Source organism: Bradyrhizobium sp. SZCCHNRI1009 (assembly GCF_032487575.1).
Classification (GTDB): domain Bacteria; phylum Pseudomonadota; class Alphaproteobacteria; order Rhizobiales; family Xanthobacteraceae; genus Bradyrhizobium.
In genome coordinates this window covers 678,785-705,172 of sequence record NZ_JAUEUL010000002.1, presented here as the reverse complement: position 1 = coordinate 705,172, position 26,388 = coordinate 678,785, and the positions used below count along the sequence as shown (strand labels likewise).

23 protein-coding genes are annotated in these 26,388 nt (G+C 63.8%); 12 read left to right on the top strand and 11 right to left on the bottom strand.

Annotated features, from left to right (window positions below):
• Window positions 1–909: 909 nt before the first annotated feature.
• Window positions 910–2,427 carry a Do family serine endopeptidase gene (locus QX010_RS06845; RefSeq protein WP_316178424.1) on the bottom strand — a complete coding sequence of 506 codons (1,518 nt, stop codon included), beginning with the start codon at window positions 2,425–2,427 and terminating at the stop codon, window positions 910–912.
• Between the two features lie 227 nt (window positions 2,428–2,654).
• Here QX010_RS06845 and petA point away from each other — a divergent pair, with 227 nt between their 5' ends.
• On the top strand, window positions 2,655–3,308 hold the full coding sequence (gene petA / locus QX010_RS06840) for a ubiquinol-cytochrome c reductase iron-sulfur subunit (RefSeq protein WP_316178422.1): 654 nt from the start codon (window positions 2,655–2,657) through the stop codon (window positions 3,306–3,308).
• Window positions 3,309–3,457: 149 nt separating this feature from the next.
• Here petA and QX010_RS06835 read toward each other — a convergent pair whose 3' ends face one another.
• On the bottom strand, window positions 3,458–3,952 hold the full coding sequence (locus tag QX010_RS06835; RefSeq protein ID WP_316178421.1) for a MarR family winged helix-turn-helix transcriptional regulator: 495 nt from the start codon (window positions 3,950–3,952) through the stop codon (window positions 3,458–3,460).
• A 349-nt stretch (window positions 3,953–4,301) separates the two neighbouring features.
• Here QX010_RS06835 and QX010_RS06830 point away from each other — a divergent pair, with 349 nt between their 5' ends.
• Window positions 4,302–5,216, top strand: a complete 915-nt coding sequence (locus tag QX010_RS06830; protein ID WP_316178419.1) for an MBL fold metallo-hydrolase — start codon at window positions 4,302–4,304, stop codon at window positions 5,214–5,216.
• Window positions 5,217–6,009: 793 nt separating this feature from the next.
• Here QX010_RS06830 and QX010_RS06825 read toward each other — a convergent pair.
• The 7 genes from QX010_RS06825 to QX010_RS06795 form a co-directional block, all read right to left on the bottom strand.
• Window positions 6,010–6,726, bottom strand: a complete 717-nt coding sequence (locus QX010_RS06825; RefSeq protein WP_315802397.1) for an SDR family oxidoreductase — start codon at window positions 6,724–6,726, stop codon at window positions 6,010–6,012.
• On the bottom strand, window positions 6,723–7,583 hold the full coding sequence (locus tag QX010_RS06820) for an ATP-binding cassette domain-containing protein (protein WP_316178418.1): 861 nt from the start codon (window positions 7,581–7,583) through the stop codon (window positions 6,723–6,725). Before QX010_RS06820 ends, QX010_RS06825 begins: the two co-directional genes overlap by 4 nt.
• Window positions 7,580–8,455, bottom strand: coding sequence for an ABC transporter ATP-binding protein (locus QX010_RS06815; RefSeq protein WP_316178416.1), 876 nt, complete (start codon window positions 8,453–8,455; stop codon window positions 7,580–7,582). The genes QX010_RS06820 and QX010_RS06815 overlap by 4 nt, the downstream gene beginning before the upstream one ends.
• Window positions 8,452–9,342, bottom strand: coding sequence for an ABC transporter permease (locus QX010_RS06810; protein ID WP_315802394.1), 891 nt, complete (start codon window positions 9,340–9,342; stop codon window positions 8,452–8,454). Before QX010_RS06810 ends, QX010_RS06815 begins: the two co-directional genes overlap by 4 nt.
• Window positions 9,335–10,342, bottom strand: a complete 1,008-nt coding sequence (locus QX010_RS06805; protein ID WP_316178414.1) for an ABC transporter permease — start codon at window positions 10,340–10,342, stop codon at window positions 9,335–9,337. Before QX010_RS06805 ends, QX010_RS06810 begins: the two co-directional genes overlap by 8 nt.
• A gap of 14 nt (window positions 10,343–10,356) precedes the next feature.
• Entirely contained in the window at window positions 10,357–11,898 is a 1,542-nt protein-coding gene (locus tag QX010_RS06800) for an ABC transporter substrate-binding protein (protein ID WP_316178412.1), read from the bottom strand.
• Between the two features lie 78 nt (window positions 11,899–11,976).
• A complete protein-coding gene (locus tag QX010_RS06795) occupies window positions 11,977–13,209 on the bottom strand; it encodes a dienelactone hydrolase family protein (RefSeq protein ID WP_316178411.1) in 1,233 nt (410 codons plus the stop codon).
• A gap of 159 nt (window positions 13,210–13,368) precedes the next feature.
• Here QX010_RS06795 and QX010_RS06790 point away from each other — a divergent pair, with 159 nt between their 5' ends.
• From QX010_RS06790 to QX010_RS06760, 7 genes are all read left to right on the top strand, one after another.
• Complete coding sequence (locus QX010_RS06790) at window positions 13,369–14,010, top strand: MarR family transcriptional regulator (RefSeq protein ID WP_316178409.1); 642 nt, start codon at window positions 13,369–13,371, stop codon at window positions 14,008–14,010.
• A 401-nt stretch (window positions 14,011–14,411) separates the two neighbouring features.
• Entirely contained in the window at window positions 14,412–14,660 is a 249-nt protein-coding gene (locus tag QX010_RS06785; RefSeq protein ID WP_315802389.1) for a hypothetical protein, read from the top strand.
• Window positions 14,661–15,121: 461 nt separating this feature from the next.
• Entirely contained in the window at window positions 15,122–16,381 is a 1,260-nt protein-coding gene (locus QX010_RS06780) for an ABC transporter substrate-binding protein (protein WP_315802388.1), read from the top strand.
• A gap of 55 nt (window positions 16,382–16,436) precedes the next feature.
• Window positions 16,437–17,333 (top strand): sugar ABC transporter permease, encoded by an 897-nt coding sequence (locus QX010_RS06775; protein WP_316178406.1) that lies wholly within the window; start codon window positions 16,437–16,439, stop codon window positions 17,331–17,333.
• The gene (locus QX010_RS06770) at window positions 17,330–18,223 is read left to right on the top strand and encodes a carbohydrate ABC transporter permease (RefSeq protein WP_316178404.1); all 894 of its coding nucleotides are present in this window, start codon (window positions 17,330–17,332) and stop codon (window positions 18,221–18,223) included. Before QX010_RS06775 ends, QX010_RS06770 begins: the two co-directional genes overlap by 4 nt.
• Before the next feature lie 2 nt (window positions 18,224–18,225).
• On the top strand, window positions 18,226–19,332 hold the full coding sequence (locus QX010_RS06765) for an ABC transporter ATP-binding protein (protein ID WP_316178403.1): 1,107 nt from the start codon (window positions 18,226–18,228) through the stop codon (window positions 19,330–19,332).
• Between the two features lie 210 nt (window positions 19,333–19,542).
• Window positions 19,543–20,013: a universal stress protein gene (locus QX010_RS06760; RefSeq protein WP_316178401.1), complete on the top strand. Its 471-nt coding sequence runs from the start codon at window positions 19,543–19,545 to the stop codon at window positions 20,011–20,013.
• 291 nt (window positions 20,014–20,304) lie between these two features.
• Here QX010_RS06760 and QX010_RS06755 read toward each other — a convergent pair whose 3' ends face one another.
• The gene (locus tag QX010_RS06755; protein WP_316178400.1) at window positions 20,305–20,682 is read right to left on the bottom strand and encodes a hypothetical protein; all 378 of its coding nucleotides are present in this window, start codon (window positions 20,680–20,682) and stop codon (window positions 20,305–20,307) included.
• Between the two features lie 37 nt (window positions 20,683–20,719).
• Entirely contained in the window at window positions 20,720–21,088 is a 369-nt protein-coding gene (locus QX010_RS06750) for a CapA family protein (protein ID WP_315802382.1), read from the bottom strand.
• Between the two features lie 212 nt (window positions 21,089–21,300).
• On the opposite strand from QX010_RS06750, the gene QX010_RS06745 reads away from it, so the two are divergent.
• The 3 genes from QX010_RS06745 (at window position 21,301) to QX010_RS06735 (ending at window position 26,308) form a co-directional block, all read left to right on the top strand.
• Window positions 21,301–22,485: a hypothetical protein gene (locus tag QX010_RS06745; protein ID WP_315802381.1), complete on the top strand. Its 1,185-nt coding sequence runs from the start codon at window positions 21,301–21,303 to the stop codon at window positions 22,483–22,485.
• 119 nt (window positions 22,486–22,604) lie between these two features.
• Complete coding sequence (locus QX010_RS06740) at window positions 22,605–23,774, top strand: hypothetical protein (RefSeq protein ID WP_316178399.1); 1,170 nt, start codon at window positions 22,605–22,607, stop codon at window positions 23,772–23,774.
• Entirely contained in the window at window positions 23,771–26,308 is a 2,538-nt protein-coding gene (locus QX010_RS06735; protein ID WP_316178398.1) for a hypothetical protein, read from the top strand. The genes QX010_RS06740 and QX010_RS06735 overlap by 4 nt, the downstream gene beginning before the upstream one ends.
• The last annotated feature ends 80 nt before the right edge of the window (window positions 26,309–26,388 follow it).

Below are 26,388 nucleotides of genomic sequence, written 5' to 3'. Positions count from 1 at the left end.
CGCCGGGTCTCAGGTCAGGAATGAGCTGTGGGCTGGCATCCGGACGTCCCCTCGCATCTGTTGTTCTGGAGCTGGCGCTCGTTTGGCGGCTCAGTAAGCAGCAATCGTGCCAGCCGAACGGTGCGGCGTGAGGCGTCTGCATGTCCTTCGGTTTGCTGCGATTTGTGAACCATCGCTGCCGCCGGGCCAGGGCCCTCGCGGCGCCGCGTCCGGACTTTCGGAATATGGCCCCGGCCGGCGCCCGAAGAACCGGACGGGCCGGCACGCCGCGGCCCGACCGGCCCCGCCGGTGATCACGAGCAGGCATCGCCCGTCGCGGACCCGGTGCCGGCTCGTTAGCTTTGGCGTCAGTCTCTCTGCGCGCTTGTCCGAGCGACCGTCAGATCCAAGGCCCGCGCTGGATCTTGATCCTGCCGGCCAGTATCCCGGCTGCTGTCCCTCGATCGCGAAACGGCTCCATCTCGCCACCGACTTGCAGCCAGTCGACGGCACCCGCGACATCATCTCGCTGTCCTCCGACTGCGCCCTACAGACCGAGACGTCCAGCCAGGCCGCAAGTCCGGCCAGGATCCGGTAACGTGCGGATGCAGTCGATCCGTCTTCGCGCGGGCCGGAGGGCGCTCGGTTGGTGTTTCCTTGTTGACCATGCCCATGGTGCTGGCTCCCCACCGTTGGTTTCCCCCTGACGTGAAACGCACTTCGCGACATCCGGTTGCCGTTTCAGTACCGGATGCGCCAGATGTGGCCACTGGACGCGCCGGCCGCCGCAACGATTCTGCGGAGTCGCCCCTCGCCGAGACGTCGGATCGACAGGGGGCTCGCCGCATGTCCGTCGTTCATCCCGCACACAACGCGTGGCCTGCCGCCGGCGATGGGGAGAGCACCGGCAGCAGGCTCCGTATCCGCGCTTCAGCCGATCGGGACCGCAACAAAATGGGTATTGGCGGCGGACTTGACCCGCATCAGCACGTCGCGCTTGCCGGCGGACCTTGCCTCCGACAATGCGTCGCGCAGTTCGGCGACGGTGCCGACGGTCCTGCCGCCGACATCGAGAATCACATCGCCGGACTGCACACCGTGCTCCGCCGCCGGGCCGTCGGGATCCACGGTGGTGACCACGACACCCTTGTTTCCGGCGCCCGCCACGTCCTCTGCGGGCGCGACTGACAGACCGAGATGTGGCACGCCGCGAGCCGAGCCGCTGCCGTGATCGTCGGAACTGGCCTGCTTCTCCTGCTGGTTCGGCATTGTCGCAAGCGTCACAGCGATGGTCCGGGACTCACCCTTGCGCAGGATGTCGAGCTTTGCCGAGCTTCCGGGGGCCATCGCCGAGATCCGGCCCGCCAGGGCGCGCGAGTCCTTGATGGCTTCACCGTTGACGGCCGTAACGACGTCGCCAGGTTCAATCCCGGCTTTCGCCGCCGGCGTATCCGGCTTTGCTTCGTCGACCAGCGCGCCGGCGGCGTTCTTCATGCCGAGGCCTTCTGCGATACCTGCCGTCACCGGCTGGACCTGCACGCCGAGCCAGCCCCGGGTGACCACGCCCTTGTCCTTGAGCTGGGCAACGATCATCTTGACCGTCGGCGCAGGTATATCGAAGCCGATGCCGACCGAGCCGCCTGTGGGCGAATAGATCGCGGTGTTGACGCCGATGACATTGCCGTTGGTATCGAAGGTGGGACCGCCCGAATTGCCCTTGTTGATCGGCGCGTCGATCTGGATGTAGTTGTCATAGGGGCTTGAGCTGAGCTCGCGGCCTTCCGCCGAGACGATGCCCGCCGTGACGGTCCCCCCGAGGCCGTAGGGATTGCCGACCGCCACGACCCAGTCACCGACGCGCGGCGTTTTGCTGTCCAGGTTGACATAGGTGAAGTCCGACTTGCCTTCGACCTTGATCAGCGCGACGTCGGTCTTCGGGTCCGTCCCGATGACCTTGGCGGTATAGGACTTGCCGTCGTCGGTGGTGACCTCCACCGACTTGGCGTGGTCCACGACGTGGTTGTTGGTCACCGCGTAGCCGTCGGCCGAAATGAAGAATCCCGAGCCAACTCCCGTAATCATCTGGTGGCGACGCATCTTGCCTTGCGGGCCGTCGGCGAATCCGTATTGGCGGAAGAACTTCTCGAACGGCGTTCCCTGCATGGACGGCTCCCCGTTCGGCCCCAGCATGTCGGTCTCGTCACCTTCGTCGACGCTGACGCGGACGGAGATCACCGCGGGCCTGACCTTGGCGACCAGATCGGCGAAGCCAGTGGGGCCCTGCTCGCCCTGGGAAGGCGCCGCCGCCCAGGCCTGATCGATCAGGCGGCCATAGCCAAGCGGCCCTGACAGCGCGATCGCCGAACCGATCACGGCAGCCGATCCGAGCAAAGTCAGGCGCCGCGCGGGCATGATCCTGCGGCGAGGTTGTTGATTGCTGTCCGACATGGATTGTCTCCCTCGAGATGTTGCGCCTCACGGCGTTGCACGAAGGAGTAACGCTCGTCAGATTACTACGTCCTGTCCGACGAATTAATTCATCCTTTCGGCGAGATGAATTCGTAGTAAGGCGGCATGGGCTGCCGAAGCACAGAAAGATGAACTGTTCGGCTGCGATCGCCCGGCGGACTGCGGCGTTCGGCATAGAAGGGCTCTTAGGTGAAATGGAGCGATCGATGGCCAAAGATGCAACATCGCCAACAGACGCCGCAGCTACGGCACTGACGCGGCGCAACTTTCTCTACGTCACCACCGGAGCATTCGCCGGTGTCGGCGCAATCGCATCGTTGGTGCCGATGGTGGCGCAGATGGACCCGGATGCCTCCACCCTCGCCGCAGGCGGGCCGGTCGAGTTTGACGCCTCCAAGCTGCAGCCGGGGCAGCAGGCGGTGGTGCGGTGGCGCTCAAGGCCCATCTTCATCGTCAACCGTCCGCCCGAGGCGCTCAGGACCTTGCAGGACGCGAACCTCGTCGCGCGCCTCTCGGATCCTGGGTCGAAGGCCATGCAGCAGCCGCCTTACGCGACCAATTGGCATCGCTCGATCGAACCCAGATACGGCGTTCTCGTCGGGATCTGTACGCATCTCGGCTGCATCCCGCTGTTCTATCCCGACCCAAGCACACAGATCCCGGTAGCGGGATGGAGCGGCGGATATTTCTGTCCGTGTCATGGTTCCAAATACGATCTGGCGGGACGCGTCTTTGCCGGCGTTCCCGCACCCTACAATCTTCCGGTGCCGCCCTATCGGCTCATCAACGACGGCACAATAAGGATCGGCGAGAACCCGCCCGATGTGAGCTGGGACTTCGACTCCGTTACGCAGGTCTAGTAGGCAGATCTAGAACGCCGCCGGCATTCGCATCTTTTGTCCGCGGCCTCGGGAGCGCCCCCACATTGCCCGCATACGCTGAACCCGCCTCCAGCTGGCGTCGGTTCGACTAATGGCAGCAGCCGGGGGGCATGACGGCATCGAATACCCTATTCGACGATGTCTTCTTCGCCGCCAGCGCCTGCCTGCAGATCAGTGAGCTCCGCAGCTCGTTCCGAGAGTCTCCTCAGCAGCATGTCCAATATCTGTGCGTGTTCATCGCTCAGACACGCTGCCAAGTCTCTGTTGTACGCCTTGGTTATCCGTTGCGCCTGCTCGTACAGGGCCTGTCCCGTGTCCGTCAGGGAAAGTGCCAAGAGTCGCTTATTTTTGGGGAGCCTTGTCTTCGCAACGATTCCGCTGCCCACGAGCCTACCGACCCCTCTACTTGCAAGCTCCAGCTCGATGTCGGCGACTTCGGCGAGTTCGCTCAGGCTCATGCCGGGACGTTGCGCGAGGTAAGCAAGAATGCGCCAGTCGCGCCGACCGATCCCCAACTCCCGCCGTAGCATGATGCCCGCGCCCCGCGCGGCGAGCTTTCCAAGATTGTAGATACGAAACGCGAGATACTCGTCAATGTTTGACGGATCCTTCAAGTTGCTCATGACGTTCCGGCTGAAGGTGGAGGATGGCGGACGAGGTGATTTTTTCTAAACATACCGTCGTTTGAAAAACTCCAACAGCAGCATTGTGCATCGCAAAACACATTTGATTTGGTCAAACGTTTGTCGACCATTGACGCTGAGCCGAAAGACACACATCAACGATCGAGCCGAGTCCCTGAATGGACCAAGCTGATCAAGGCGGCGACGGCCACAGGCAGCCCTGCTATCAGCAACCTCGAAGATGTTCGGTGTTCAGATGCAAGCAATCGAAACTGGCATAGTGAGACTAGTTGCCTCTACAATTGCGGCCTGTGTTCTGCTGTGGGGACATCCATCCGCGGCAGATGAGATGAAGGTGACTTTGCTCGGAACCGGCACACCGACCCCACGGATCGGAAGCTTCAGTGCGTCAACACTCGTCGAGGCCGGACCCGAGAAATTGCTGTTTGATATGGGGCGGGGCTCGACCATTCGCCTCTTCCAGAAGCGAATTCCGCTCGGCGCCATCACCGCTCATTTCATCACGCATCTCCACTCCGACCATATTGTCGGCTTGCCTGATATGTGGCTCAGCGGCTGGATCGGAACGCCCTGGGCCTCACGAAAATCACCGATGGTGATCTTCGGGCCGGCCGGAACCGTCGCAATGACGCAAAACCTGACCAAGGCGTTCTCGGAGGATATTCGCATTCGCGAGGATGACGAACATCTGCCGCCGGAAGGCGTGGCATTTAATGCGCACGACATTCAGCCCGGACTCGTCTATGAGAAGGGCAGCGTGAAGGTCACGGCGATCGAGGTCAACCACGGTGAGAAGATCAAGCCAGCCTTCGGCTACGTGATCGAGTATGGCGGCAAGAAAGTCGTTCTATCGGGTGACACCAAATATGACGAGCGAATCGTGAACGCCGCGAAAGGCGCCGATCTGCTGGTTCACGAGGTCGCAATCATCGAACCTGATCTCGTGAAGGATTATCCCTCTTATCGTGCTATCGAAGCCCATCACACTTCACCGGAGGAAGCCGGGCGGATCTTCTCGCTCGCAAAGCCGAAGCTGGCGGTCTATTCGCATGTCGTATTCGCGACGGTGAAGCCGGTGCAGGATGTGCCCGAGGAGGCGCTGCTTCGGCGCACCCGCGCGACGTACCAGGGTCCATTAGTCATCGGACACGACCTGATGTCCTTTTCCGTCGGAGACGGCGTGTCGTCCTATAGTCCAGATGGGGAGCCCATGAAGCCGTTGATGGGCGATGGCCAGCGCTGATAACCACACTTGGTGACGATCTGACTGTGAAATTGCTTGGGGAACTATCCTCCCTCTGAAACTCAGATGCGAGCGCTGCGCTCATGTCCCGTGGGCAAAGGCGCGTGTTATCGCCCGCTGCGCGTATTCTCATTGAACGGTGATCCCCGCCGACAAAGGCTCTGAATGTTGGCGTTCGGGACAAGCGCGAGCTGCACGAACTCGTTACGGGCCTCACTAGGCGTATTTGACTTCCGGGGCATGCCGCACCTCCATTTTTGGGGTGACAAGCTCGGCGGGTGAGCCAGGGGCTTCAATCAATCTGACCTTAGGCGGGCAACGCCTGGTCTATACCGGGCCTCAAGCAGCCGTCCTCGTTCACGACGCCTTGGTTCGATCTGCTCGCATAGGGCAGCGTTCCTTCCGCGCTGCGCTACGATGACCTTTTCGAGCTTGGCAAAAGGCGCGTTCCCCAACAAATGGCGGACGTCACCCAGTTCCTGCAACCTGCCTAGGGGCCGGCCGTCTTCGGAGAAGCGAGTAACGGCAGACTGTCGCACTTCGGCCACGCTCTCGGACCGCTCCCTGGCCTTTACGTACGCCTGGCAGGCTTCAAAGGAACCGGCCTCGGGAAGCCAATGCCAGTCGTCTCAGTTTCCTGGGCCCGCGCTGGGGCCTGTCACCTATAGTTTTCGGGATCGGAAGAACTGACGCCTCGTCGCGGCAGAAATCTCGGTTACATGCCTCGCGCTCTCTGCCGCGTCGACCTTCTCGCGTCGCTGCTCCGGGTGCGACTTTTATCAGGGCGTTCGTGCTAGCCCGACGCCAATTGCTTTTCCACCGCCTTGTGATCCTGCGCGAGGCCGGCGGCGATGCCCTTGGCCATGTCGCCGACATAGATGTCCTCCTCGCCGGTCTCGTAGCCGTCGAGAATTTCCTTGGCGGCCTCGGCCGGCGTCATCTTCGGGATCGGCAGGCCGGCCGTCATGCGCGTGTCGACGGCACCGGGCAGCGCGCCGGCGACGTGGACGCCCTTCGGCGTCAGTTCGCCGCGCAGTCCTTGCGTGAGGCTCAGCGCCGCGGCCTTCGAGGCGCAATAGGAGCCCATCAGCGGCAGGTTCACCCGCGCCAGGATGGTCAGGATGTTGAGCACGGCCCCCTGGTTCTTGATCAGCACCGGCGCGAAGGCGCGCGTCAGCCGCAACGGCGCGAGGTAGTTGATCTCGATCTCCTCCGTGGCGATGGCGAGATCGGGCGCGAGCATGAACGCAGTGTTGTGATTGACGCCGGCATTGTTGATCAGCAGCGTCGCGTCGGAAGCCTGTGCGGCGGCGGCTGCCGCGTCCCCATCGCTGGTGACGTCGAGCTTCAACGGCACGACCCTGTCGGACGCCGTGAGCGCGGAGACGTCGCGGGCGGCGGCATAGATCTTCGCAGCGCCCCGGGCGAGCAGCTCGGCGATGAGCGCCTTCGCGATGGCGCCGGTGGCGCCGGTGATGACGACGACGGAGTCCTTGATCGAAGCACTCATGCGGCTGATCCCTGCTGCTGGGGTTGCTCACGGGGCGAGGTGTCGTCGAGCCAGCCCGGCTCGACATCGGGGAGCGGAATGGCGGCCAGGAGCTGGCGCGTATAGGCGTGTTGCGGATGGGAGAAGATGCGGCCGACCGGGCCGTGCTCGACCACCTCGCCGCCCTTGAGAATGGCGACCTCGTCGCAGAGCACGCGGATCACTGAGAGATCATGGCTGATGAAGACCACGGTCAGCCCGAGCCTGGCGCGCAGCTCCTTCAACAGCATCAGGATGTGCGCTTGGGTCGAGACGTCGAGCCCGGAGACCATCTCGTCGGCGACGATGAAGTCCGGCTGCAGCGCCAGCGCGCGTGCGATGCCGGCGCGCTGGCGCTGGCCGCCGGAGAGCTCGTGCGGATAACGGTCGACGAAGGCTGTCGGCAGGCCGACGAGATCGAGCAGCGCGGCGGCGCGGTCGCGGCGATCGCGCCGGCCTTTCAACTGTCCATAGACCTCGAGCTGGCGCGTCAAGGTGACCGCGAGCGGCAGGCGCGGATTGAGCGAGGATTGCGGATCCTGGAAGATCATCTGGATGCGCGCGCGCAAGGGGCGCAGCGCGGCTTCCGACAAATGGCTGATCTCGATGCCGTCGAACTGGATGCCGCCCGACGTCGGCTCCAAGAGCCGCACCAGCAGCCGGCCCAGTGTGGTCTTGCCCGAACCGGATTCGCCGACGAGGCCGAGCACCGCGCCGCGCGGCACGGCGAGATCGACCGACTTGATGACGTCGCGCATGACCGGCTTGCCGAACAGCGATTTCGATCGCGCCGGATAGGCGAAGCCGAGCTGGCCGGCGCGCAGCAGGATCTCGCTCATGCCGGCCTCCCCGCCGCGAGCTGATCGAGCCTGTGCGCCTCGGCCCACAAGCTTTCGATCAGCGCCGGGGGCACCGGCTTTAAACTATCCGCGGGACGGTCGGCGCGCGGCGTTGCCGCCAGCAGCGCGCGCGTATAGGCGTGGTGCGGCTTCACCAGCACGTCCGAGGTCAATCCATCCTCGAGCACGCGGCCGGCATGCAGAACGGTCATGCTGCGGCAGACCTTGGCGACGACGCCGAGATCATGGGTGACGAACAGGATCGCGGCGCCGTGGCGCTGACGCATCCGCTCGACCAGCTGCAGCACCTGGCGCTGCACGGTGACGTCGAGCGCGGTGGTCGGCTCGTCGGCGATGACCAGCGACGGGTCACAGGCGAAGGCCATCGCGATCAGCACGCGCTGGCGCATGCCGCCGGACAGCTCGTGCGGATAGAGATGCAGCACACCGGCGGGATCGTGGATCGCGACCTCGGCAAGCAGCTCGGCGGCGCGATCGCGCGCGGCACGCTTCGACAGCTTCAGATGCAGCTGCAACACCGCGCATATCTGCGCGCCGATACGCCGGACCGGGTTGAGCGACGTCATCGGATCCTGCGGGATCAGCGCGATGCGCCGTCCCAGCAGGTCGCGGCGCTGCTTGTCCGGCATCGCCAGGAGGTCGCGACCCTCGAAGCTCACGCGGCCGGCCGTGATGGCGGCCTTCGCCGGCAGCAGGCCGAAGATGGTGCGGCCGACCATCGACTTGCCGGCACCGGATTCGCCGACGAGCCCGCGGACCTCGCCGGCCTCGACGCGCAAGGAGACGCCGCGCAGCACATTGGCGGCGCCGATCGCGACGTGGAGATTGTCGATGTCGAGCACGGCACTCATCGGCGCTGCACCGGATCGAGCGCGGCGCGCAGGCCGTCGCCGAGCAGGTTGAAGCCGATCACGCTGACGATGACGGCGCCGATCGGCAGCGCCATGATCCAGGGCGCCTGGTAGACGATCTGCCGTCCCTCGGTGATCATGCCGCCCCAGCTCGCGGTGTCGCCGGTGACGGAGATGCCGACGAAGGACAGGATGACCTCGACCAGGATAGCTATGCCCATCTCGACCGCCAGCAACGTGACGATCAGCGGCACGAGGTTGGGCAGGATCTCGAGCCGCAGCGCCTGCGCGCGGGTGAGGCCGAGCACCCGGGCCGCGGCGGCGTAGTCGCGCGCGAGCTGCGCCTGCGTTTCGGCTCTGGTGATGCGGGCGAAGCGGGTCCAGTCGACGACCACGATCGCAGCAATGACCGAGGTGAGGCCGGCGCCGATGACGGCGGCGAGCACGATCGACAGCAGCACCGGCGGGAACGCCATCCAGACGTCGATCAGCCGCGACACCAGCTGATCGATCCAGCCGCCGAAGGCGCCGGCAATCAGGCCGAGTGCGATGCCGATGACCGCAGCGAGCAGCGAGGCGATCAGCGCGACGGAGACCGCAGTACGCGCGGAATATATCAGGCGCGACAGCACGCAGCGGCCGAGGCTGTCGGTGCCCAACGGAAACGCCGCCTCGCCGCCGCGCATGAAGGCCGGCGGCAGCTGCGCCGACATCAGATCCTGCTCGGCCGGATCATGCGGCGCGATGACCGGGGCGAACAGCGCGATGAGCAGCAGCAGCGCCACAAGGCCGCCGCCGATCCACAGCCGCGCGCCGCCGCGTGAGAGAGCGCTGCGCCAGCGCGACGGCTGGGCCGTGATCGGGCCAGAAAGAACCAGGTCAACCATGGCGCAGCCTCGGATCGAGCAGCGCCACCAGCAGGTCGACGGCGAGATTGAGAGCGATGAACAGGACGGCGAAGGTCAGGATCAGCCCCTGGATCAGCGGGAAGTCGCGGTTGATGACGGCATCGATCGCCATGTTGCCGATGCCCTCGTAGGAGAAGATGCGCTCGACCAGCACGGTGCCGCCGAGCAGCAGGGTGACCTGCACGCCTGAGAGCGCGACCGTCGGGATCAGCGCGTTGGGGAACACCTCGCGCTGCAGGATCGTGGTGCGCGAAAATCCGCGGGTGCGGGCGATCTGGGCGTAGTCCTGGTCCTCGGCCTCTGCGAGCTGCGCCTTGAGGAGACGCGCGACCAGCGCGGCGAAGGGCAGCGCGAGCGCCAGCGACGGCAGCAACATATGGCGCAAGAGATCGGCGGCGACGTCGAGGCGCAGGGTGAGCAGGCTCTCGATCAGATAGAAGTGGGTGCGGAAGGCCACGGCAAGCTGCGGATCGAGCCGGCCGGAAATCGGCAGCAGCGGCAGCAGCACGCCGAAGCCGAGCAGCAGGATCAGGGCCCATAGGAAATCAGGAATGGCGAGAAAGAAGCCGTTGGCGGTGTCGAGCAGCCATTCGGCGCGGGTGCCGCGCGTGAGGCTGCCGACCAGCGCCACGGCTCCGCCCATCACGAGCGCCATGATCACCGAGAGCGCTGCGAGCTCAAGGGTCGCCGGCAGCCGCGCGCTGACCAATTCGAACACCTGCTGGCGCAGGCTGATCGAGCGGCCGAAATCGCCCGACGCGACTTGGCCAAGCCAGGTGATGAACTGCGACAGCAGCGGCTGATCGAGGCCGTAGAGCGCGCGCAGCCGCGCAATGTCGGCCGGCGAGGCGCCGGGCGGGATCATCATCGCGATGGGATCGCCGGGCACCACGCGCAGCAGCACGAACACGATGGCGCCGACGCCGAGCAGGGTCGGCGGGATCAGAGCGAGGCGCTTGAGAATGGCGCTCCAGCGCATCGCCCGACTCCGTCTCAGCCCTGGGTCACGAGCTGCGGCAGGATCATGCCGTTGGCCTGCGGCACCACCTTGAGGCCCTTCTTGTGCACGATCGGCTGGACGTATTGCAGCAGCGGGATCACCTCACCCTCCTCGGCGATGTATTTGTCGACCGCTTTCCAGCCGGCGATGCGCTTGGCCTCGTCCTTCTCGCCCCACAAGGGCCCGATGCGCTCGATCAGGTCCTTGCCCTTCCAGGCTGAATGTGGCGACGGGCCGAACATCGCAAAGCCGGTCGAGGTCGTGGGATCGCCGATCGCGTTGCCCCAATTGTAGAACGCCGCCGGCGCCAGCGCGTGGCGGGCGCGCAGCTCGAAATGCTGCGCGATCTCGTAGACCTCGATGTTGGCCTCGATGCCGACCTTGCGCCACATGCCGGCGATCGCCTGGACCATCTCATAGTCCTTCGGCTTGAAGCCGCGCGTGGTCTGGATGGTGAACTTGACCGGCTTAGCGGCCGAGTAGCCGCTCTGGGCGAGCAGGCTCTTGGCGAGCTCCGGATCATAGGCGACCTTGATCGAGGGATCGAAGGCGGCGTAGCCCGGAGCTTCCAAGGTATCGATCGGCACGCCATAGCCGCGCAGCAGCTTGTCGACGATCGCCTTCTTGTCGATGGCGTGGTTGGCGGCGAGCCTGATGTTGCGGTCGAGCATCGGATCGATGTCGGTGAGGAAGATCATTCCGATGTCGGAGATCGGCTGCGTCAGGCCTGCCAAATTCGGCTTGGCCCTGAGGCGGTCGAACTCTTCATAGGGAATCTCGAAGGTGATGTCGGAGCCACCGGACTCGATCTCGGCGACGCGGCTGGTCGGATCGGTGACGAACTTGAAGACGACGGTCTCGAACGCCGGCTTCGGCCCCCAATAGCCGGGATGCGCCTTCAGCCGCAGGAACGCGTTGCGCTCGAAGGCATCGACCTTGTACGGGCCGGAGCCGATCGGCGCCTTCTCAAAGCCCTCCGCGCCGACCTTCTCGTAATAGGCCTTGGGCAGCACGTAGCCGGTGAGGAACGCCATCCATTTGAACAGCACCGGCTCGAACTCGACCACGTCGGCCGTGATGGTCTGGCCGTCGATCTTGAAGTTGTTGATCTTCGACCAGACGAACTGGATCGGGTTGCCGCCCTTCGGATCGGCGGCGCGGGTCAGCGACCACACCACGTCCTCCGGCGTCACCTTGGAGCCGTCATGCCAGGTCGCGTCGGAGCGCAGCTCCATCGTGACCTTGGTGCGGTCCTCGTTCCAGCCCCACTTCGTCAAGAGGCCCGGCTTGAACGAGAGATCGGCGGCCTGGCCGATATAGGGATCGAAGATGGCCTGGTAGATCGACTGGATGGTCGGATTGACCGCCGAGACGCCGACGGTCGGATCGAACGACGGCAGGTTGACGTTGTAGGCGATGGTCAGCGTGCCCGGCGCGGCACTGGCGGGGCGCAGCGGCAGGCCGGTGGCGAGTGGCAACGCAGCTGCGCCTGCGAGCTGCAACATCGTACGACGAGAGATCTGATGGTCACGCATGGTGATGCAACTCCGCATGGACGAAGGACGATGAGCGAAGAGAAGCGACGTCCCTGCCGACGCCGCCGGACGAATTGATCAGTTCGGCGCGCTCTCGGCCCAGCGCTTCATCAGCGTGTTCGAGGGCAGGGATTCGTCGACCAGCTTCTTCGCCGTCTCGATGCCGGCGACCGGGAGCTTCGCCGGATCGAGCAGGCCGATCTGCACCAGCACCGAGGCCTGATCCCAGTAGATGTGCTCGTTGTAGAGCTTGTCGCCGCGGAAGCGGACGATCGCGACCAGCGGAATCTCGACATATTTGCCGGTCGGCGGGATGCCGGGCAGCATCCAGTCGATCTCGATGTCGTGGGTGAAGCAGAACAGCATCTCGTCGACGACGCGGTCGGCGCCGATGGTGCGCGAGATCGGCACCAGCTTGGTGTCCGCCGGCGTCTTCGGAATGAAATGGTTGGCGTAGAACCTCAAGAGATCCTTGTAGCCGACGCCGCCGGTCATGGTCGGGATGTGGTTGACGTAGGGCTCGGCGACCATCGTGCCCATCGTCGCCTCCGCCGAGCGGGTGGCGAATTCGAGCTCGGTGTGACGGTCCCACAGCGACGACAGATCGTAGTGCGGGCCGAGCACTTTCCGGAACAGCGCGATCGAGCGCGAATGCGCCATCAGGGTCGCCGGCTTATCGAAGCTGGCGCGCTCCGGCGCGGCGAAGGCGTGGTCGCAGCCCGGATAGAGATAGAACTCGGCATCGTCGCGGCCGGCAAAGCCGGCCTTGACCGCCTCGCGCGCCTCGGCGGGCGCGAACTTGTCGAGCTCGGCGAAGTGGAAGACGATCGGGCCCTTGATGTTCTTGGCCTCGGCGATATCGGCCTCGATGCCAACGCCATAATAGGAGACGGCGCAATCGACGTCGGTGCGGGCGGCGGTGAGATAAGCGAGCTTGCCGCCGAGGCAGAAGCCGAGCGCGCCGACCTTGCCCTTGCACTCGGGACGGGCGCGCAGCACCTTCAGCGCGTCGGCCGTGTCCTTGATCGCGAGATTGACGTCGAAGCGCTGGTAGTAGCCGAAGGCTTTACCGAAATCCGCCTCACCATAGCCGAGCTCGATGCCCGGCTCGAAGCGCCAGAACAGGTCCGGCGCCAGCACCACATACCCTTCCTCAGCATAATAGTCGGCGACCGCGCGCATCGAGGCGTTGACGCCGAAGATCTCCTGCAGGAGCACGATGCCGGGACCGGAGCCTGACGCGGGCACCGCGAGATAGCCCTTGAACGTGCCGCCATCGGCGGCGGCGATGTCGATCCACTGACCAGCCACTGTCGTGCTCCCCGGTTCTGCCGGCCGACGTCCACGGTGACGCCGCGCCTGATGTGTTTTCTTCATTGAATTTTTAATGTAAAAACGTTGGATGTAAACAGCAGAGATTGAGCATGCGCTGCACACGCGTTGTGCGGAGCGGCATCGGGAGACGGGCTATTGAAGAGGACGACGAGCGCTGGGGCGAGGCGCAAGACCGTGGCGGTGAAGGCGAGAGTGGCGGGCGGCAAGGCGCGGTCACGGTCAGAGGCGGCTCGCGATGAGGCCGAGAGCGGCAGCAAAGGCGACGCGAAGGGAGCGTGGCATCTTGCGCGCAGTGACACCGAGCGACGGCTGTCCGACTTCGAATTCGCGCTGGAGCGGCTGGCCCAGTCCTATTATCGCTGGAAGGCTTCCTGCCTCGCCGCCGTTTGCGAGGTGCCGCTGACCGGCGACGATGTCGCCGTCCTCAATGTCGTACGCATGGGCGACGAGCCGAAGCGGCTCGCCGAGGTTGGCCAACTGCTCAACCGCGTCGATGTGCCCAATCTGCAATATGCGACGCGCAAGCTGGTCCGCGCCGGGCTGATCGAGACCGAAGGCCGTTCCTCACGCAAGGAGACACGCTACCGCGCCACGACACGCGGCCGCGCCGTCACCGAGGATTATGCGGCCTTGCGCGCGGCAACCCTGCCGCCGATGTTCGACGGCCTACCCGGCTGGATCGACGGCTGCGCCGCGACAGCGGCTCAGCTTGACCAGATGGCGGGGCTGTACGGCCAGGCGACGCGCATCGCGATCACGAGGCGGCACCAGTCCTGATCCGCCTCAGCGCAATATTTCGACCTTGGACCGCTATGTCGCGACTGTGGACGCGCTGAGGCCGTTCATTTGAGCGCCCCATCTCTGGAGGCTAGATGGACGGAGAGAGAACAGGCCTTTGCCCGCAGCCTCCGGTCGTGTGTGGCACGACAGGGGCGAAAGGCCAGAAATAAGATCAATGGCTTATTCACCCCTCCTTCTATTGAGGCGCCTTGATCTCAAATGGGAAATTTTGGCGGCGCCCGCACCGTCCAATGGTTGGGCTGGGCTAGGACGACCCGCCAAAGCCACGGCCTCAGGATCACAACCGCGCCCAAGGGGGAGGCGCGGAACCATCTCTAATTCCGCGCCATTGATGCCAACAGGCAAACAAGCGCATCCCGCAAAACGAGAAAACGACCATGAGAGACGATCCATCGCTCCCGCCGTTCATCTATGAAGGGCTCTATCCTGCCGAGGACAAGAAGACCGCCTTTGGCTCCTTCGCTGGTCTCGTAAAGCAGGCTGCGAAGCAGGTGCGCAGCGCCGTGGAGTCCGGGCGCAAGCCAGGCATGCCGCTCAGCGTCCTAAGCAACGCCGCCCGCCGGGCCCCGCTTGCTTCTCTGCTGTTCGCGTTCCTTCTGGGCGCTTCGATAGCCCGCCGAAGGTGAATGCCACCAGCATGGGACGTAGCCCCTGCCCGTCCGCGCACGACTCTCCAACTGCCGGCAAGCGAAGCGCAACCAGACGACGATCTTGGCCCCGAGATCGTCCGGCTCTTCTGAGTTTCGCCTTGAACGCTATGCTTCCGCGCTGACGGACGCCCGAACGCCGAGGTGCAACGTGCCGGTGATCCGATATTGCAGGATCGCTGTTGCTGACCGTGCCGGTTCGCCAGCTATCTTTCCAAACGTCCTCTTTTAGAGAGGCGGCTTCAGCAGATCGGAAGGCTCAACACCCAGCGCGACAGCCAGGGCTTGGACCTTGTCGAGTTGCTGCCGATCTACCAGCTCTCAAGCGACCGTCGACATTGTTGACGCAGGTCAACGCTCTTGGCGATGGACATGTCAGCTTTTTACAACTTAAGGTTAATCGGGACCAAAACTTAGCGAGAAGGATGAGGAGACTTCCCATGCGGCTCGGCGGTCATACTGCAGCACTAGGCATGTTGCTTGGCGTCCTGGCCTTCCCCAGCGTCTGCCAGGCCGGCGGCACCGTCGAGGTGCTGCACTGGTGGACATCCGGTGGCGAAGCCAAGGCGATCGCCACGCTGAAGAGCGCCTTCGAAGCCCAAGGCGGCAAATGGATCGATTCTCCAGTCGCTGGCGGGGGTGGCGACGCCGCCATGACCGCCTTGCGAGCGCGCGTTGTTGCCGGCAATCCGCCGAGCGCGGTCCAACTCAAAGGACCGAATATCCAGGAATGGGCGCGCCAGGGCGTACTCACCGATATCGATGCGGTCGCTCGGGCGGAAAAGTGGGACGAGCTGCTGCCGCCGGTGCTTGCGTCGATCATGAAGTTCGACGGCAAATACGTGGCCGCCCCCGTCAACATCCATCGGGTCAACTGGATCTGGGCCAACCCGGCGGTGCTTGCCAAAGCGGGCGTCTTGCCGCCGACAACCTGGGACGAGTTCAACGCCGCAGCGGACAAGCTCAAAGCCGCGGGGATCACGCCGCTGGCGCATGGTGGCCAGCCGTGGCAGGACGCGACCTTGTTCGAGACGGTCGTGCTCGGGTTGGGTGGCGCGGATTTCTATCGCAAAGCGCTGGTCGAACTCGACGAAAAAGCGATCACCAGCAGCACGATGATCAAGGTGTTCGACCAGATGCGCAAGCTGCGTTCCTATGTCAGCCCGGATTTCTCCGGCCGCGACTGGAACCTCGCCACGGCCACCATCATGAACGGCCAGGCTGGCTTCCAGCTGATGGGAGATTGGGCGAAAGGCGAGTTCGTGGCGGCCGGAAAAGTGGCTGGCCAGGATTTCTTGTGCATTCCGGCGCCGGGCCTGCCGGGCTTCATCTTGAATTCGGACAGCATCGCGATGTTCAAGGTGAACGGTGTCGACAAGCTGGAGGGTCAGAAGGTGCTTGCCAGCCTGATCATGTCGGAGGGTTTCCAAGAGACGTTCAGCCTCAACAAGGGGTCGATCCCCGCACGGCTCGGCGTGCCGCGCGACAAGTTCGATTCCTGCGCGCGGAAATCGATGGACGATCTGGCTGCGGACACCAAGGCGAATACCCTGGTTCCAAGCATGGCGCATGAAATGGCGGTGTCGCGTTCGGTACGCGGCGAGATCCTGGACGTCGTGACCAACCATTTCAATTCGGACATGAGCTCGCAGGACGCTGTCAAACGATTGATGGAGGCGATCAGGCGCGCGAGGTCATAAGACGAACGGCGCTGCCGTCTGCAGCGCCTCATGTCCGTCGAGCAGTACCATCGCCATGCCCCACGCAGCGCTCCATCGACTCCTGCGACGTGTCGACACTTGGCTGCCGCGCCTGGTCATAAGTCCGTCCGGCGCGGCCGTGTTCGTGTTCGTGTATCTGTTCATTGCCTGGACGATCTACATCTCGTTCACCCGGTCCAGCGTCCTGCCCGATTACAGCTTTGCCGGGCTCGTCCAATACGCGCGGCTGTGGGCGACGCCGCGCTGGTATGTGGCGATCGCCAACCTGTTCATCTTCACCACCCTGTTCATGGGCGGCTGCACCGTTATCGGCATCATGCTGGCGATCCTGCTCGACCAGCGCATCCGCGTCGAAGGCGTGATCCGCACCATCTATCTCTACCCGATGGCATTGTCGTTCATTGTCACCGGCACCGCCTGGAAATGGATCCTCAACCCTGGTCTCGGACTGGAAAAGATGGTGCAGTCGCTCGGCGTCACGAGCTTTCGCTTCGACTGGCTGGTCAATCCGGACATGGCAATCTACACCGTCGTGATTGCCGGCATCTGGCAATCTTCCGGCTATGCCATGGCGCTATTTCTCGCGGGCCTGCGCTCGATCGACGACGATGTTCTCAAGGCCGCGGCGGTCGATGGTGCCGGTCCGTTCCGCCTCTATATCCAGCTCGTGCTGCCGATGCTGCGGCCGATCTTTCTGTCAGTATTTGTCGTGCTGAGCCATCTCGCGATCAAGAGCTTCGACCTCGTCATTGCATTGACGAACGGTGGGCCAGGCTATGCGACCGATATGCCTGCGACCTTCATGTACTCGTTCGCATTCCAGCGCAGCGAGCTCGGGACCGCGGCGGCGAGCGCAACCATGATGCTGGCGACCGTGGTGGCGATCATGGTGCCATATCTATGGTCCGAGCTGCGGACGGAGCGCCAATGATCCGCTCGCGCGCGCCCGGCATCGTCCGCCCGACCGGTATCCGAACCACGGCGCTGCGCGGCGTCCTGTTCGCGATCCTCGGCCTGTTCGTTCTCTACTACCTGCTGCCGTTGCTGGTGATGGTGGCGACATCATTGAAGTCGCTCGCGGAGATCCGTACCGGATCGCTGATCAGCCTTCCACGCGCCGTCACCTTCGAGGCGTGGCCGAAAGCCTGGGAATCCGCCTGTGTCGGGGTACGCTGCGCCGGTCTCAAGCCCTATCTCTGGAATTCGGTTCTGATGGTCGTTCCGTCGGTATGCCTCTCCACCATGCTTGGCGCCGTCAACGGCTATACCCTGGCGAAGTGGCGGTTTCCCGGCTCAGAGACGTTGTTCGGGTTGATCCTGTTCGGCGCCTTCATTCCCTTTCAGGTCGTTCTGTTGCCGATGGCGCGTACCCTCGGCATCCTCGATCTGGCCGGCACCATTCCCGGACTGGTGCTGGTCCACGTGATCTATGGAATTCCGTTCACGACGCTGTTCTTCCGCAACTTCTTCGTCACCGTCTCGGACGGCATCATGAATGCGGCCAAGATTGACGGCGCGGGCTTCTTCCGGATCTTCTTCCAGGTCGTGCTCCCGCTCGCGCCGTCGACCATCGTGGTGACCGTGATCTGGCAGTTCACCCAGATCTGGAACGACTATCTGTTTGGAGTGGCCTTCACGGCCGGCGACAGCAACCCGGTCACGGTTGCGCTGAACAATCTGGTCGCGACCTCGACGGGCGTCAAGGAATACAATGTCGACATGGCGGCGGCCATCATCGCTGCTCTGCCCACGCTGGCCGTCTATATCATCGCCGGAAACTATTTCTTGCGCGGGCTCTCCGCTGGTGCCGTGAAAGGTTGACCGTGGCTTCTGTATGTCTCGACAAGGTCTACAAGCAATTCGGCGCAACTGCGGTGCTCGACGGCATCGACCTCGAAATCGCCGATGGCGAATTCGTCGTGCTGGTCGGGCCTTCGGGCTGCGGCAAGTCGACCCTGCTCAACGTTGTGGCCGGGCTCGAGACATTGTCGGAAGGCCGGGTCCGGATCGGCGACCGGATCGTCGATGATGTACCGCCAAAGGATCGAAACATCGCAATGGTGTTTCAGTCCTATTCGCTCTATCCGACCAAGACCGTCCGCGACAACATCCTGTTCGGGATGGTGACGCGGCGAATCCCGGAGGTGCAGCAGCAGCAGGCTCTCGCGCGCGTGACCGAGCTGCTGCATATTGAGCAGCTACTGCAGCGCAAGCCCGGCCAGCTATCCGGCGGACAGCGCCAGCGCGTCGCCATGGGACGGGCGCTGGTGCGCGAGCCCGATGTTTTTCTGTTCGACGAGCCTTTGTCCAATCTCGATGCCAAGCTGCGGGTGGAGATGCGCACCGAGATCAAGAAGCTGCACGCCCGGCTCGGGCAGACCATCATCTATGTCACTCATGATCAGGTGGAGGCGATGACGCTGGCTTCACGCATCGCCGTGATGGACAATGGGCGGATCCGTCAGTTCGCCGCGCCGGAAACCGTCTATGAGCAGCCGGCGGACCTGTTCGTTGCAGGTTTCATGGGCTCGCCGGCGATGAACCTGGTGCCGGCACGCGTCGTTCAGGGTGATGGAATCTGGCTCGAAGTGGAAGACGCGCGCGGCAATGTGCGACTTGCCGTTCCGCCGGGAGCGTCAGCCTCGATTGGCGCTCATGTCGGGCGCCATCTGAAACTGGGACTCCGGCCGGAAATCATCACCCGTCAGGGCACCCAGAAGCCGAGCGGGTTGCTCTGCACGTTCCAACGTCCAGTCGATGTGGTCGAACCGACCGGACCCGATACCATGATCGTGTTCGATCTGGGCGGTGTAGAGATGATCGCGCGCGTCCACCCCGAGGACAAGGCGCCTGTCGGCAGCCTCTATTCTTTCGAGGTCAACATGGACAAGGCGAATCTGTTCGATCCCGACTCCGGCAAGCGGGTCTGACACCCCTCCGGCTGGATGCAGGACCAGCCTTGGTGTTGGAGCTTGATGGAAATCAACCTCCCCGCCTGCAAGATCGAAACAATAGCAGCCTGTCATCACGGTTGCTGCAAGTGCCTACGCTTTCTTTAGCGGCTCCGCTTTGCGGCACGCGGAGCTGTGGTCGAGAACTGCATCGGTCGGGCCGCAATGGTTTCACAGTCAGGATGCCGCATGCATAAACATATTCTAATCCCGACGGACGGCTCGACGTTGTCGCAGGCTGCGGTTGAGTACGGCATCGCCCTCGCCAAGTCGGCTAGCGCCACGGTCACGATATTGACCGTATCCACCCCCTTCCACACCTTTGCCGTTGAGCCGGCAATGGTCACGGACACGCCGGCGCAGTACGCGAAGCAGGTCGCGGCCCTTGCCACGAAGTACCTCGATGCGGCCAAGGAGGTCGCGTTGGCCGCTGGCGTCGGCTGCGAGGCCGTGCATGTCGAACATGATCATCCTTATCTGGCTATAGTCGACATGGCGAAAGCGAGGTCATGCGACCTGATCGTCATGGCATCGCACGGCAGGCGCGGGATCACCGCCATCATGCTCGGAAGCGAAACGAACAAAGTACTGACACACAGCAACGTGCCGGTGCTTGTCGTTCGCCCGCCGGACCGGCCGTTCGTCTCTGTCGAATCCTGAACTCGACCGCTTCTGCGGCCGAGGTATGACTGCTCGCGTCTCATGGATGCTGCGCCGGGCAATGCCGAAGCACCCCAGGATCTCGCCGAGACGGTCACCGTCTCAAGCTGACACCCGCCAAGGCAGACGGCCGGCGCTCACACCCTTGCCGAGCGCACTTTCGATGCCCACCGGCGTCCAATATCTTGCACGCCGGTTGACACACCTCGCCGCAGCCCAACCGTATCGCGGAGCGATCTGCTCGGCGCGCTTCGCTGAAATGTCGCAGGCTGCCTATCAGCACGCAGCCATTCAGGCCGCAGTTGGCGCCGCTCTTTCACGCTGCTCGGCCAGACTGCGCTGCAGGGCCTCCGCAAACATTACGACCTTCGCTTGGTACGTAGCCGATGCGACCTCACGTGCCGTGATTGCGAGACATCCGACTGGAGGCTTGCCCGCGAGTTCCTGCATCTGGCCGAAGGCTCTGTCAAGCGTGCAAAAGAACGCCACCGCAGGAAGTCTTGACCTGCTTGCCAGCAGGAAGGCGCGGACGGGCGACGAAAGTGACCAGGCCCACACCGGCGTGCCGACAACAACGAGATCATAGCTCGATGGATCCTTGGCTATCGTAGCAATGCGCGATGGGACCTGCCGTCGCGCTTCGATCACCGATCGTACATAATCACGCATCCCTCTCCGGCTTACGGCCTCGACGATCTCTTCGCTGTCACAGCTCAGCGCTGTCCAGGCCGGCGTAGCCCCAGTCGAGCACGTGGTTATTGGCCAGGACACAGCGGTCGATTCCTGCTGCGATGAGGCAGTCCGCGTTCTCTGGGCTCATGCGGTAGTTGATGCCCTTGTGAGCCCCGTCGTTACTGTGGGTCACGGCCGTTTCGAGATTGACGATCCGTGCATCCGGCTGCATGCGCGCGAGTTCGTCCAGGGCGGCGCCCCAGATGTAGGATGGTGCATTGCGCCGCGAAATGGGGCCGCTCGCCTGCTCGGCAAGGACCACATAATCCTCGGCCGACCGCGAGGCCTGCTGCTCAATGAGCTTCCGAGATGCGTCAGATGAAGCTGGACGGGTCGCAGTCATCGTCAGCGCGAAGGCGAAGGATCTTGGAGGGTCGAATTCGGGTCCGCTGCGACGGGCGGTTTCGCCCCGCTGTCTTCGGGGCCACGCGTACAAGGAAAGCTGAAGGCGCCGTCGTCGATGACGTGACGAGCATGCCGCGTCGATTGAGGCATCTCAATTTCAATAGATTGGACTTTGCCTAAGCTGGGGGTATCCGGGCTGGGACGACGACGATGACATTTCCCACGGGCTGGTGGATCCAAGGTGTCGCCATCATGGCGGCAGTCGCGCTGCTCGGCTCCTCTGCGCGCGCAGGATGCAGCTTCGAGGACGTTGCCAACGCGTTCTGCGGAACGCTCAAGGCAACATCGGACTGCAAGTCTGTTTGCGAGGATGACGCATCCTGCGCTGCCGCGGTCGCACTTGAAATAGCTCTTGCGGGGGTCGCCCTCGAAGGATCGGACACCGGAAAAGGACAAGGGCTGGTCGATCAATTCTGCGCGGAAGCCAAAGTGAAGGGAAAGGATATCGTCGGTGCGCTGAACACGATATTCGGCAATGCAATCGCGAAGGAAGTGCTCGGCGATTTGTCAACTGAGCTCGCAGCCGTGGGCTCAGCTGCCAAGGTTGTGCAGTGCGCCTGTGAAACGGAGCAGAGCACGAATTCGATCGGCGCCGATATCGGCGCGTGCATTCAAGATGCGTTGTGCGGGGGGCTGGGGATCGGCTGCAATTGCTCGCGGCCACCGCCTCAGATGGCTTATTGCGGATCGGTCGACGTCAAGCATTGCCAGACGGAAGGTCACTTCGATCAGATGAAGGACCCCGCCTGCGTTCCCTACAGCTCGATTGCGAACTGCAATGACAAGTGGCAGAAGTGCGGCTACGGCGACAATATCCCAACGGTGGAGAGGATTGAGTCGGCGGAGGGAACGCTGGCCGTTCAACTACCTCCCACGCAAGAGGATACGGGCTGTGACCCGGTCATATCTTGCTTTTGTCCCAAGCCGATGGTGCCGGCCTGGCACGAGATCTCCAATCCGAACAGCGACGTGCATCGCTGGCTATTCGCCTGCGATTGTCCATATGAGGCCAACAATCCGGATCATCAAACACACCCAGGCCCGATCCTACCGAGCGGCTTGTCTCAGTGCCTCTGCGACAATACGGGTAAGCCGGCGAACCTGGGTTTTGCGCCGTTCGGCATGTGTCCGCCGCCGGCGTGCCCCGCGGGACAGACGCGTATGGGCCTGACCGGTGCGTGTGTGACACCGTGCTCCGATCCAACCCAGGGCATGGCGTTTGATGGCAGTTGCTGTAATCCCGCGCAGATGACGTCCTGCGGGCAATGTTGTCCGGTGGGCACGATACCTGACCCGAACAGCGGCACCTGTGTGCCGAAGCAGGCGGTGAAATGAGATTGGCGTCGTGACGCCACGGCCGGCACGATCGGCCGTCTATCGATTGACGCATCTCAAATTCAATGGACGCGGGTTCGGTTATCTCTATCGGGCCAAGTCAGTGGCGGGCGATAGTCATGCAACTTCGAGGAAGTTGGTGGTTCCACGGCGCAGCGATCGCCGCCGCAATGCTGCTGTTAGCGTCGCCGGCGCGAGCAGGCTGCAACCCAAGCGACATATTCAATGCTGCCAAACAGACGGTGGGCGGACTGTCGAGTTGCGCGGATGCCTGTGCGGACGGAGCTGGGTGCGCTGCGGCGGCTGCAGCCACCGGGGTCCTCACCGAGGTCGCCGGCGCTGCGGGGCAAGGCGCGGTCAACTCGTTCTGCAGCAAAGTACAGGGAAACCTCACCCAGATCCTCGCCCAACTGCAGTCGGCGGGCGGCTCGAAGATTGGACAGGGCCTGCTCGGGGAGCTCGCCAATGTGCTGTCCGCCGTCGGTTCGCCCGCGAAGGTCATGCAATGCGCCTGCTCAACCGAGCAGGGGGCGGGTTCCCTTGGCTCGGACATCGGGCAATGCATGGAGGACGCGCTGTGCTGGCTTCAGGAAGAGATTGGTCTCGGCGCTTGCGATTGCACGCGACCACCGCCCCGTTTCGCCAATTGCGCTGCCATCGACCTGAAGAAGTGTGAAGGCAAGGACTTCCTCACCAGAATGCATGACCCTGCATGTGTTGCGCCCGGCTCGATCGGCCACTCCATCCCGAGCTGCCAAAGCACGGGGAGCTACATGGAGCCGTGGCAGCCGACATTGGCATGCACGACGAGTGCCGAGGGAACACTCATCGAGCAGTTGCCCCCTTCCGCTGAGGGTACAGGTTGCGAAGGAGTGCAGTATTGCTTCTGCCCGTCGCCGATGAAGGCTGACTGGCAGGAAGTCCCCAATCCTGATTCAGGCGATCATCGATACGCCTTCGCGTGCGAGTGCCCGGACGGCACGCATCCCGGCGCCATGATGCCGAGCGGGATCTCGTCATGTCTGTGTGACAACACGAACCAGCCCGCCAACTTGGGCTTTGCGCCGTTCGGCATGTGTCCGCCGCCGGCGTGCCCCACCGGACAGGTTCGCATCGGCGGCATCGGCGACTGCATCACGCCGTGCGCCGATCCGAGCCAAGGCATGGCGTTCGATGGGAGTTGCTGCAATCCGGCCCAGATGACCTCCTGCGGGCAATGCTGCCCGCTGGACACCATCCCCGACCCGAAGAGCGGCACCTGCGTTCCGCGACCTGAGCCCCCGAAATGAGGCGACAGAGCATCATGGAATATTGTCGTCATACCTCGTTGGCTATCGCCGCCCGTGCGATGCTGCGCATCGTCATCGTGTCGAGCTTGGCACTCGCGCTCGTCAGCACGGCATCGGCTCAGGCCCCCCGGAGCATCTACGCGCCGGGCCAGGCGGTCGTCACCGGCTTCTCCGGCGGTCTGCGTCCGTTCGAGATCGAGCCTGGCCAGGACCCCGATCTGAACTCCTTCATTAATCCAGACGGACCGTCGCTGCGCGTCGTTGATCTCAGCCGCATGGGCGGGCCGCCGGAAGCACAGGTGGTCGGCGCTCCGAAACCGTTCACGGTGAGCGCGAAGTGGATCGGACAGGTGTTCGGTGTTGCGCTGGACGACCAGTCGCCCCCCAACATCTATGTCGCGGCGACATCGGCCTATGGGCTGCCCATCGTCGCACCCGGATCGGATGGCAAGCCGCAGCACATCAGATCCGGGAGGACCGGTGCAGTCTTCATGCCGGCACAATGGGGCCCCGGAGGAGGCCCTGGGTCGATCTGGAAGATCAACGGCCTTACCGGCGAGGTGAAGCTATTTGCGAACGTCCTCACTGAGGGAAAGGCGAACTCGGGCGCAGCGCTCGGCGCGCTCGCGTATGATTCTGCCACGAAGTCGCTGTTCGTCGCCGACCGCGAGACCGGCCTGATCCATCGCCTCGACCCGAACGGCGCGGATCTCGGCGTCTACGATCACGGCACCGCCGGCACGGCCGCCGTCGGGCTTGCGCCGATGCCCGCTGCTGGCGGGGCCGGCATTAATCTCGCGAGCCCACAGTTTGATAGCGCCCGCCCCGAGACCTGGGGCTATGCCGCGACGGCACGGCGCGTGTTCGGTCTCGCGATACGCGATCGTCGTCTCTATTACGCTGTCGCCGACGGACTGCGCATCTGGTCGGTCGGCCTCAAGCCGGATGGTTCGTTCGGCTCGGACATCAGGATCGAGGTCGCAGTGCCACCCGCGGCCGGCCCGACCGAAATCTCGCGCATCACCTTCGATGATGCAGGGCGGATGTATCTTGCCGAGCGGCCGGCGCCGACTGGCGCGCAGGATTTCGAGGCGCTGTCGGCGCCATCGATCGGTCGCGCGCTGCGCTATACCATGATCGGCGTCACCGAGGCCCAACAGCCGATCTGGCAGGCCGTGCCGGACGAATATGCGGTGGGCTTCCCCGAGACCTTCCGCAACGACAATGGCGGCGTCGCCATCGGCTACAGCTACGATGAGCGCGGCAACATCAATCCCCGCTCCTGCGGCGGCTTCGTCTGGATCACCGGAGAACAGTTGCGCTACACGACCGACCCCAAGCTCTCCGCAGAGCTTGGTCATACAGACATGCTCGCAATCGACGGCCTGCAGGGAAATCCAGCTTGGCGCATCCGTCGTGGCGATGCGCCGCCGCGGATGAGCTATTTCATCGATTATGCCGATGCGCCGCCCGATCTGTCGGCCCGGGGGCATCTGGGAGACATTGCTATCCTGCGGATCTGCGCGGAGCAGCCGGCGGAGCTGCTCCCGGGCCCGCTCCCGGCCGGCGTGCCGCTGCCACCGCCGAGTTTCCGCGCCTGTCAGACGCATGTGTGCGGTCCCCCGGGTTTCCCGGTCTGTCCGATCAATCAGGTGTGGAGCAAGGGCGCTTGCGCGTCGAACTGCGCGCCGCCTGAAATCCTCCTGGGCGGCAGGTGCTGTTCACCTGCCGACCTCGGACCCGGCGGTGCCTGTTCGAGCGGCTCGATTCCATCGACTGACATTGCCAAACCGATGTGCGGGGTCACCCAGACGGCGATCGGCCCCAAGCAGGAGTGCTGCAACAACGATCACATCTATTCCGGTCCGGGTGGCGTTCAGGCTTGCTGCCTGAGCGCTCTCGTGAATGGCGTTTGCGAGCCCTCCATTCCGAAAATCCCAAACGGAAAGTGCCCGGATTGCTGTTCGCCCGGCTATGTGAAGATCGCGGGCAAATGCTGCCTGAAAAGCCAGGCGACTTCGAAAGGGGTTTGCTGTCCGATCGGACAGACGTCGAGCGCCGACGGGACACAGTGCCAGCCAACGTTCAAGATTCCCAAGATCTCGCTTTGCTGTGCCGCAGGCTACGTCCCGACCGCGGCGGGCAAGTGCTGCGCGACCGCAAACCTGACGACGAGCGGCGAGTGCTGTCCGGCCGCCGTCAATCCGAAGGATCGCTCGCGATGTGTTGCGCCAGCCCAGAAGAAGTCCGTTCCGCAAGAGCCCTGCGCCGCGGGCAAAGTTCGCGACGACGAGGGCGTTTGCGTGGCGCGAAAACCCTCGCCTGTGCCTGTCGTGCCCGGGCCGTCACCGCGACGTCCCTCGATACCCAAGGTTCCAGACAAGCGCGCGCCGTCTAACACAGGCCCGATCACCTGCCCGCCCGGCATGGTTCCCGGGCCACTCGGCAAGCGCTGCTGGCCGGCCGCACGTGGTCGCATTGCGCCGCTTGCGCCTCGCTGGACTGCACCACCGCCGCTCGAGAGAGGTCGCTAGGAGCTTTGTGTGGTGCCGATGATGATGCAGTGCTCGCTTGTCGTGGTGAAGAACACGAGTGGAAGGAACTGAGGGATGAT

Excerpts from the sequence above, each read along its gene's own strand:
- QX010_RS06805 (WP_316178414.1), bottom strand. The coding sequence starts at position 10,342 with ATGCGCTGGAGCGCCATTCTCAAGCGCCTCGCTCTGATCCCGCCGACC.
- QX010_RS06845 (WP_316178424.1), bottom strand. The coding sequence starts at position 2,427 with ATGTCGGACAGCAATCAACAACCTCGCCGCAGGATCATGCCCGCGCGG.
- QX010_RS06755 (WP_316178400.1), bottom strand. The coding sequence starts at position 20,682 with ATGCGTGATTATGTACGATCGGTGATCGAAGCGCGACGGCAGGTCCCA.
- QX010_RS06760 (WP_316178401.1), top strand. The coding sequence starts at position 19,543 with ATGCATAAACATATTCTAATCCCGACGGACGGCTCGACGTTGTCGCAG.
- QX010_RS06740 (WP_316178399.1), top strand. The coding sequence starts at position 22,605 with ATGCAACTTCGAGGAAGTTGGTGGTTCCACGGCGCAGCGATCGCCGCC.
- QX010_RS06735 (WP_316178398.1), top strand. The coding sequence starts at position 23,771 with ATGAGGCGACAGAGCATCATGGAATATTGTCGTCATACCTCGTTGGCT.
- QX010_RS06815 (WP_316178416.1), bottom strand. The coding sequence starts at position 8,455 with ATGAGTGCCGTGCTCGACATCGACAATCTCCACGTCGCGATCGGCGCC.
- QX010_RS06745 (WP_315802381.1), top strand. The coding sequence starts at position 21,301 with ATGACATTTCCCACGGGCTGGTGGATCCAAGGTGTCGCCATCATGGCG.
- QX010_RS06830 (WP_316178419.1), top strand. The coding sequence starts at position 4,302 with ATGAAGGTGACTTTGCTCGGAACCGGCACACCGACCCCACGGATCGGA.
- petA (WP_316178422.1), top strand. The coding sequence starts at position 2,655 with ATGGCCAAAGATGCAACATCGCCAACAGACGCCGCAGCTACGGCACTG.
- QX010_RS06780 (WP_315802388.1), top strand. The coding sequence starts at position 15,122 with ATGCGGCTCGGCGGTCATACTGCAGCACTAGGCATGTTGCTTGGCGTC.
- QX010_RS06785 (WP_315802389.1), top strand. The coding sequence starts at position 14,412 with ATGAGAGACGATCCATCGCTCCCGCCGTTCATCTATGAAGGGCTCTAT.
- QX010_RS06835 (WP_316178421.1), bottom strand. The coding sequence starts at position 3,952 with ATGAGCAACTTGAAGGATCCGTCAAACATTGACGAGTATCTCGCGTTT.
- QX010_RS06825 (WP_315802397.1), bottom strand. The coding sequence starts at position 6,726 with ATGAGTGCTTCGATCAAGGACTCCGTCGTCGTCATCACCGGCGCCACC.
- QX010_RS06800 (WP_316178412.1), bottom strand. The coding sequence starts at position 11,898 with ATGCGTGACCATCAGATCTCTCGTCGTACGATGTTGCAGCTCGCAGGC.
- QX010_RS06820 (WP_316178418.1), bottom strand. The coding sequence starts at position 7,583 with ATGAGCGAGATCCTGCTGCGCGCCGGCCAGCTCGGCTTCGCCTATCCG.
- QX010_RS06750 (WP_315802382.1), bottom strand. The coding sequence starts at position 21,088 with ATGACTGCGACCCGTCCAGCTTCATCTGACGCATCTCGGAAGCTCATT.
- QX010_RS06810 (WP_315802394.1), bottom strand. The coding sequence starts at position 9,342 with ATGGTTGACCTGGTTCTTTCTGGCCCGATCACGGCCCAGCCGTCGCGC.
- QX010_RS06770 (WP_316178404.1), top strand. The coding sequence starts at position 17,330 with ATGATCCGCTCGCGCGCGCCCGGCATCGTCCGCCCGACCGGTATCCGA.
- QX010_RS06775 (WP_316178406.1), top strand. The coding sequence starts at position 16,437 with ATGCCCCACGCAGCGCTCCATCGACTCCTGCGACGTGTCGACACTTGG.